Below are 7,204 nucleotides of genomic sequence, written 5' to 3'. Positions count from 1 at the left end.
GGCACCGTGGTCGAGGAGATCGTCAACCTGACCAAGCGTGGCGCCGATCAGATCGGCGGCGTGGATTACAGCTTTGATGCCACCGGCAACGTCAAGGTGATGCGCGATGCGCTCGAATGCAGCCACCGCGGCTGGGGCGTTTCCGTCGTGATCGGCGTGGCACCTTCGGGGGCCGAGATCTCGACCCGTCCGTTCCAGCTGGTGACCGGCCGGGTCTGGAAAGGCACGGCGTTTGGCGGCGCCAAGGGCCGCACCGATGTGCCGAAATTCGTCGAATGGTACATGGACGGCAAGATCGAGATCGACCCGATGATCACCCACAAGCTCACCCTCGACGAGATCAACCACGGCTTCGATCTCATGCACGAAGGCAAATCCATCCGCGCCGTCGTGGAATTCTGAGGAGCCGCGTTCCGATGGAGATCAAATCCAGCAATCGCAGCCATGGCGGGGTGCAGGGTGTCTACACCCATGCCTCCTCCACGACCGGGACGGAGATGGAATTTTCCGTCTTCGTGCCCGACCACGAAGAGGGGGAAAAGCTCCCGGTCGTCTTCTACCTTTCGGGGCTGACCTGTTCTCAGGCCAATGTCACCGAAAAGGGCGAATTCCGCGCCGCCTGCGCGGAGCTTGGCCTTATCTTCGTCGCCCCGGACACAAGCCCGCGCGGCGAAGGCGTTCCGGATGACGCGGAAGGTGCCTATGATTTCGGTCTCGGCGCTGGCTTCTACGTCAACGCCACCGAGGCGCCTTTCGATCAGCATTACCACATGCGCGACTATATCGAGAAAGAGCTCCCGGCGCTGATCGGTGCGGAATTCCCCGCCGACATGTCGCGGGTCTCGATCATGGGGCATTCGATGGGCGGGCACGGCGCGCTGACCATCGCGCTCAAAAATCCGGATGCTTACAAGGCGGTCTCCGCCTTTGCCCCGATCGTCAGCCCGCTGAATTGCCCCTGGGGCGACAAGGCGCTCACTGGCTATGTCGGTGCCGACAAGGCCAAGTGGCGGGACTACGACGCCTGCGCACTAATCGAGGATGGCGCCCGTGTGCCGGAAATTCTCGTCGATCAGGGCACGGCGGACAACTTCCTGGAGGGCCAGCTCAAGCCGGAGCTTTTGACACAGATTTGTGAAAAGAGCGACCAGCCCCTAACACTCCGGATGCAGGAGGGGTATGACCATAGCTATTATTTCATCTCCACCTTCATGCGCGACCATCTGGAATGGCATGCAATCCGCCTGAAGAGCTGAGACAAGCCTGAGGAGGCCCCTTTGCGCATCTATGCCATCGGCGATATTCACGGACAATTGGACATGCTCAAAGCCGCGCACGCGCGGATCGAGGCGGACAAGGCCCGGGTGGGCGATCCCGACGCGCGGATCATTCACCTGGGCGATTACGTGGATCGCGGACCGGACAGCAAAGGGGTCATCCAATACCTGATCGACGGCATTGAGGCCGGCAAACCCTGGCGGGTCATTCGCGGCAATCATGACCGGATGTTCACCCGCTTCGTGCGCCACGGCATTGCCCATGACGATCACATCAAATCCGGCAAGAGCTGGCTCCACCCGGCGCTCGGCGGCACCGACACGCTGGCCTCCTACGGCGTCGAGGCCCAGGATGGAGATTTCGAGATCGCCCATATGCGCGCGGCCAAAGCCGTGCCCGAGGCGCATCTCAAGTTCATCGAACAGGCGCCTCTGACCTATGCCTGGGGCAATTACCTGTTCGTCCATGCCGGTATCCGGCCGAAACTGCCGGTCGAGCGCCAGACCGAGGACGATCTGATCTGGATCCGCGAAGGCTGGCTCGATTATCACGGCCCCCTGCCCTTCACCGTGGTGCACGGCCATACCGCCTTGGATGAGGCGACGCATTTCGGCAATCGCATCGATATCGACACCGGTGCAGGCTATGGCCGTCCGCTCACCGCCATGGTGATCGAGAATGCCCATGAGCAGGTGGTCACGGAAACAGGCCGGTCGCATCTGACCCACGCCAATCCCGGGGCCACCCCCGGGTAAGACGTAGCGTTTCGCTTTCTCTCTCCACCCCGCGCGCTAGATTGCCACAAAGCATCACGCGACGGATCAGGGGAGAGAGATCATGTCCGACATCGTCATTCTGGGCGGCGCCCGCACCGCCATAGGCACATTCGGTGGCGCTCTGGCCGGGGTGCGCCCCGCCGATCTGGGCGCGCATGTCGCCAGATCCGCGCTCGAACGCGCCGGGGTTTCCCCCGAGCGGATCGGTCACGTGGTCTATGGCCATATCATCAACACCGAACCCAAGGACATGTATGTCTCCCGCCTCGCGGCCATGGGCGCGGGCATTCCGGAAACCACGCCAGCGATGAACGTCAACCGGCTCTGCGGCTCCGGCGCGCAGGCCGTGGTCTCCGCTGCGCAATCGCTGATGCTCGGCGATGCCGATTTTGCGCTGGCCGGCGGTGTCGATGTGATGAGCCGCTCGCCCTATATCCTGCCCGCCGCCCGCTGGGGCCAGAAAATGGGTGACGTCACCGCACAGGACATGATGCTTGGCGCGCTCACCTGCCCGTTCGGCACCGGCCACATGGGGGTCACCGCCGAGAATGTCGCCCGCGAACATGACATCTCGCGCGAAGATCAGGACGCTTTCGCGCTGGAGAGCCAGACCCGTGCCGCCCGCGCCATCGAAGCCGGGCTGTTCAAGGACGAAATCACCCCGGTCGAGGTCAAGGTCAAACGTGACCTCGTCGCTTTCGACACGGATGAACATCCGAAACCCACGACGCTCGAAGGTCTCGCGAAGCTGCGCCCGGCCTTTCAGAAGGACGGCACGGTGACCGCGGGCAATGCCTCGGGTCTCAACGATGGCGCCGCAGCGCTTGTCCTGGCCCGCGCCGATGCGGCCGAGGCCGCGGGTCTCACCCCGAAATTCCGGATCAGGGGCTATGCCCATGCCGGCGTCCGCCCGGAGGTCATGGGGATCGGCCCGATCCCGGCGGTCGAGGATCTCTGCCGCCGCACCGGGCTCAATGTCGAAGATTTCGACGTCATCGAATCGAACGAGGCCTTTGCCGCCCAGGCGATTGCGGTGAACCGCGCGCTGGGGCTCGACCCGGCGAAAGTGAACCCCAACGGCGGCGCCATCGCGCTCGGTCACCCGGTCGGCGCCACCGGCGCGATCCTGATCGTCAAGGCAATGTACGAGCTGGAACGCAGGGGCGGAACGCTCGGGCTGATCACCATGTGTATCGGCGGCGGCCAGGGTATCGCCGTGGCAATTGAACGGATCTGAGCCCCGCTGAAAGGTGAAATCACCCAGATTTCGCCTCAATTTTCGAGACTTGGTTAAGATTTTTTTCACCCTGTTTGGGGCATTCTGAGCAAAAGCCCGGGCCAGAAGGCCGGGCAGGGATTGAAGAGGTCTTCATGTCACTGTCGGAAACGCTGTCTCAGGAACGTCGCGCCCGCCTTGCTGCGGAACGCTTGTTGGAACTCAAACAGGCAGAACTGTTTGAGGCCAATCGCAAACTGTCGCAGCACGCCCGCCACCTCTCCGACGAGATCATCGTCAAACGCGAAGAGACCGAGGTGCTGCGCGACGAGAACATCCGCACCAAGGAAGATCTCGAAAAGGCCAACACCGCCGTCCATATCGCCGAACGCCGGCTTTGGGATTCGATCGAGACCATTCAAGACGGGTTTGCGGTTTTCGACCCTTCGGACATCATGATCGCCGCCAACCCCGCCTATCTGCGGGTGTTCGACGGGCTCGACGATGTCCGCCCCGGCATCAGCTATCCCGAAATCGTGCGACTGGCCGTCGAAGAAGGCATCATCGACATTGGCGAGCTGAGCCGCGACAGGTTCATCGAACAGGCGATCACCCGCTGGCGCGCCCCGGTGCGCGAACCGCATACGATCCGGCTCTGGAACAACCAGTTCGTGAAACTGGTGGACCGCCGCTCGTCGGATGGCGACATGGTGTCTCTCGGTCTCAACATCACCTCGACGATCCGCTACGAGGAACGGCTGAAAAAAGCCCGCAGCAAGGCCGAAGCCGCCAACCGCGCCAAATCCGCCTTCCTCGCCAATATGAGCCACGAGATTCGCACGCCGATGAACGGCATGGTCGGCATGGCCGATCTCTTGTCGGAAACCGAGTTGAACGAGGAACAGACGCTCTATGTCGACACGATCAAATCCTCGGGCGAGGCGCTTCTGGGGCTGATCAACGATGTGCTCGATTACTCGAAAATCGAAGCCTCGAAACTCACGCTCCATCCGGAGCCTTTCGATCTCGAACGCTGCATTCAGGACGTCATGGTGCTGCTGCAACCTTCTGCGGCACAAAAGGGCGTCGATATGATCATCGATTACGACATGTTCATGCCCACGAATTTCATCGGCGATCCCGGACGGCTTCGTCAGGTTCTGACCAATCTGATCGGCAATGCGGTGAAATTCACCCATTCCGGCCATGTCATCGTCCGCGTCGTCGGTCTGCCGGAAGAGACCGGCAAACGCCAGCGCGTCCATGTCTCGGTCGAAGACAGCGGCATCGGCATCGCGCCGGACATGATCGATCACATCTTTGGCGAGTTCAATCAGGTCGAGGATGAGCGCAACCGCAAGTTCGAGGGCACGGGGCTCGGCCTCGCCATCACCCGTCAGCTGGTCCAGCTCATGGGTGGCGATATCTGGGTCGACAGCGAAGAGGGCGTCGGGTCCTGTTTCGGCTTCCACATCACCATGAATGTCACCGAGGACGCGAAACCGATGCCTCTGCCGTCCTGGATGCACAAGGCGGCTCTGCTTGACCATATCAATGCCAACTCGCTCATTCTGGAAAAACAGCTCACGGCGCTCGGCTTTGATGTGTCGCCCTTTGACAATATCGACGATCTGCTGGCCTCGCCGCTCGATGCCCAGGTCTACCTGATCGACAACAACCTGCCCGAGACCAATATCGAGCACCTCATCGCCACCCTGCGCGAGCGCGGCGTCACGGCGCCGGTGCTTTTGATGACCTCCGGCCCGGTCTCGACCCGCAGCCCCAAGATCGAAGATGCCAGGACGCTCCAAAAGCCGCTTCTGCGCAGCGACCTCTGGCGCACCCTGACCGATCTGGTTCCGGTCGACCCCAAGGAAATCGACACCTCCGATCAGAGCGACCGGCGTATGCGCATTCTCGCCGCCGAGGACAACAAGACCAATCAGCTGGTCTTCGGAAAAATGCTCAAGGCGCTCGATATCGAACTGCGCTTTGCCAATAACGGCCGCGAGGCGGTGGAGCTCTATCAGGGCTTCCAGCCCGATCTGGTGTTCATGGATATTTCCATGCCCGAGGTCGACGGCAAGGAAGCCACCCGCGAGATCCGCACGCTGGAACTGAACACCGGGATCCACACCCCGATCGTCGCGCTGACGGCCCATGCCATGGCCGGCGACGAGAAGGACATTCTGGCCGCCGGGCTCGATCACTACATGACCAAACCGCTGCGCAAGGCTGCGATCATCGATCGTATCCTGATGGAACATCCGGAGAGCTGTCGCCCGATCATGCCGGAAGAGCCGACTGCGGCCCCGGAACCGCCGACGCCCCCGAGCACAGGCATGAACACAGGCACGAGCGCAGACTCTGGTGTCATGGCCGGCGCGTAAGCGGACAGCTCAGCCCGCGGCCAGGCCGTTACTCGGCGCCGATGGCCTCGAGCATCGCCGGGCCAAACCGCTCGGCCGGCTTGTCACCAATGAGCCTTGCCAGCGCCGCGAGGTCTCTCGGTCTCATCTTCACGATCTTCGAGAGTTGCCCGGGCGTGAGCGCCAGAGGTTTCAGCGTGCCGCAGTCGCCGCGCGCCAGATCCAGCTGAATACCCTGCAACCGGTCGAACAGATCGCCGCCGCCGGCGCTCGCCAGCCGGCGCCGCGCCGGGTGCATCTCCGGCGCCTCAGCGCCAAGGATGACCGACAGGAACGCATCGCCGTAGCGTTCGAGCTTCTTCGCCCCGACCCCGCCGATCCGCGCCATCTCGTCCAGGGTCTGCGGCCGGTTTTCCGCCATCTCGATGAGCGTGCGATCGGCAAAGACCACATAGGCGGGGACGCGTGCGTCTTCGGCCAGCGCCCGGCGTTTGGCCTTCAAGGCCGACAAGAGCGGCGCATCCTCTTCCGACACCAACGCCTTGGCCACCGGGCCCTTGCGCGCCTTCGCCAGCGTGTCCTTGCGCAGCGTGATCTCCGCCTCGCCCTTGAGGATCGGCAGCGCCGGTTCGGTCATGAACAGCGCGCCGTGACGTTCCGGATTGGGCCGCAACAGATCGGCGCCCATCATCTGTCGGAAAATCGCGTTCCACTGGCGTTTGTCATAATCCTTGCCGATGCCGAAGACCGACAGCTGGTCATGGTTCCACTGCCGCACCTTGTCGGTCATCTTGCCGGTGAGCACGTCGATCAGATGCCCGGCGCCGAAACCCTCGTCACAGCGCAGCACGGCGGAGAGCGCCTTGCGCACCGCCGTCGTGCCATCGAACAGCTCGGGCGGGCTGTCGCAGAGATCGCAATGGCCACAGGGCGCCGCCTCTTCGCCGAAATAGGACAGCAGCGTCTGACGCCGACAGCGTTGCGCCTCCGCGAGCCCCAGAAGCGCATTGAGCCGCGCGTGATCGGCGGCACGGCGTTCGGGCGGTGCGAGGCTCTCGTCGATCTGGCTGCGCCGGAACCGGATATCATCCGGGCCGAACAGTGTCAGCGTCTCGGCGGGCGCGCCGTCGCGCCCGGCCCGTCCGATTTCCTGATAATAGCCCTCGACGGATTTCGGCAGATCGGCATGCGCCACCCAACGGATGTCCGGCTTGTCGATCCCCATGCCAAACGCAATCGTGGCGGTGACGATCAGCTCGTCTTCCTGCTGAAATCGCCGTTCAACCTCGCGGCGGCGATCCGGCTCCATGCCGCCATGATAAGCCAATGCGAGGTGACCGGCGTCGCCGAGCGCCTTGGCAAGGCTTTCGGTCTTGGCCCGCGTGCCGCAATAGACAATGCCGGACTGGCCCTTGCGCGCGGCAGCAAATTCGAGGATCTGCCGGCGCGGGCTGTCCTTGACGGCAAAGGCAAGATGGATGTTCGGACGATCGAAACCACGCAGGAATGTCTCGGGGGCCACGCCATCGAATAGGCGGGTGACGATCTCCTCGCGCGTTTCCTCA

Annotated in this window: 6 protein-coding genes; 5 read left to right on the top strand and 1 reads right to left on the bottom strand. The window is 62.9% G+C overall.

What is annotated here, in order from left to right:
• The 5 genes from BM151_RS21280 to BM151_RS21260 all read left to right on the top strand — a co-directional run.
• Positions 1–402 (top strand): zinc-binding dehydrogenase (locus BM151_RS21280; RefSeq protein WP_245781247.1); only part of this gene is annotated, 402 nt, incomplete at its 5' end.
• Positions 403–416: 14 nt separating this feature from the next.
• A complete protein-coding gene (gene fghA / locus BM151_RS21275; protein WP_090063409.1) occupies positions 417–1,256 on the top strand; it encodes an S-formylglutathione hydrolase in 840 nt (279 codons plus the stop codon).
• Positions 1,257–1,277: 21 nt separating this feature from the next.
• Positions 1,278–2,033 (top strand): metallophosphoesterase family protein, encoded by a 756-nt coding sequence (locus BM151_RS21270; protein WP_090063407.1) that lies wholly within the window; start codon positions 1,278–1,280, stop codon positions 2,031–2,033.
• A gap of 82 nt (positions 2,034–2,115) precedes the next feature.
• A complete protein-coding gene (locus BM151_RS21265; protein WP_090063405.1) occupies positions 2,116–3,291 on the top strand; it encodes an acetyl-CoA C-acyltransferase family protein in 1,176 nt (391 codons plus the stop codon).
• A 134-nt stretch (positions 3,292–3,425) separates the two neighbouring features.
• Complete coding sequence (locus BM151_RS21260) at positions 3,426–5,660, top strand: ATP-binding protein (RefSeq protein ID WP_090063403.1); 2,235 nt, start codon at positions 3,426–3,428, stop codon at positions 5,658–5,660.
• A 28-nt stretch (positions 5,661–5,688) separates the two neighbouring features.
• On the opposite strand, the gene BM151_RS21255 is transcribed toward BM151_RS21260, so the two are convergent.
• Positions 5,689–7,204 (bottom strand): RecQ family ATP-dependent DNA helicase (locus BM151_RS21255; RefSeq protein WP_090063401.1); only part of this gene is annotated, 1,516 nt, incomplete at its 5' end.

The sequence above is a fragment of the Celeribacter neptunius genome (genome assembly GCF_900113955.1).
Taxonomy (GTDB): domain Bacteria; phylum Pseudomonadota; class Alphaproteobacteria; order Rhodobacterales; family Rhodobacteraceae; genus Celeribacter; species Celeribacter neptunius.
Note: the sequence above shows the minus strand (reverse complement) of the source record. Positions and strands in the feature narration are given on the sequence as shown.

What these genes read in the sequence shown, in the direction of transcription:
- fghA (WP_090063409.1), top strand. Translation starts at nt 417, where the DNA reads ATGGAGATCAAATCCAGCAATCGCAGCCATGGCGGGGTGCAGGGTGTC.
- BM151_RS21265 (WP_090063405.1), top strand. Translation starts at nt 2,116, where the DNA reads ATGTCCGACATCGTCATTCTGGGCGGCGCCCGCACCGCCATAGGCACA.
- BM151_RS21260 (WP_090063403.1), top strand. Translation starts at nt 3,426, where the DNA reads ATGTCACTGTCGGAAACGCTGTCTCAGGAACGTCGCGCCCGCCTTGCT.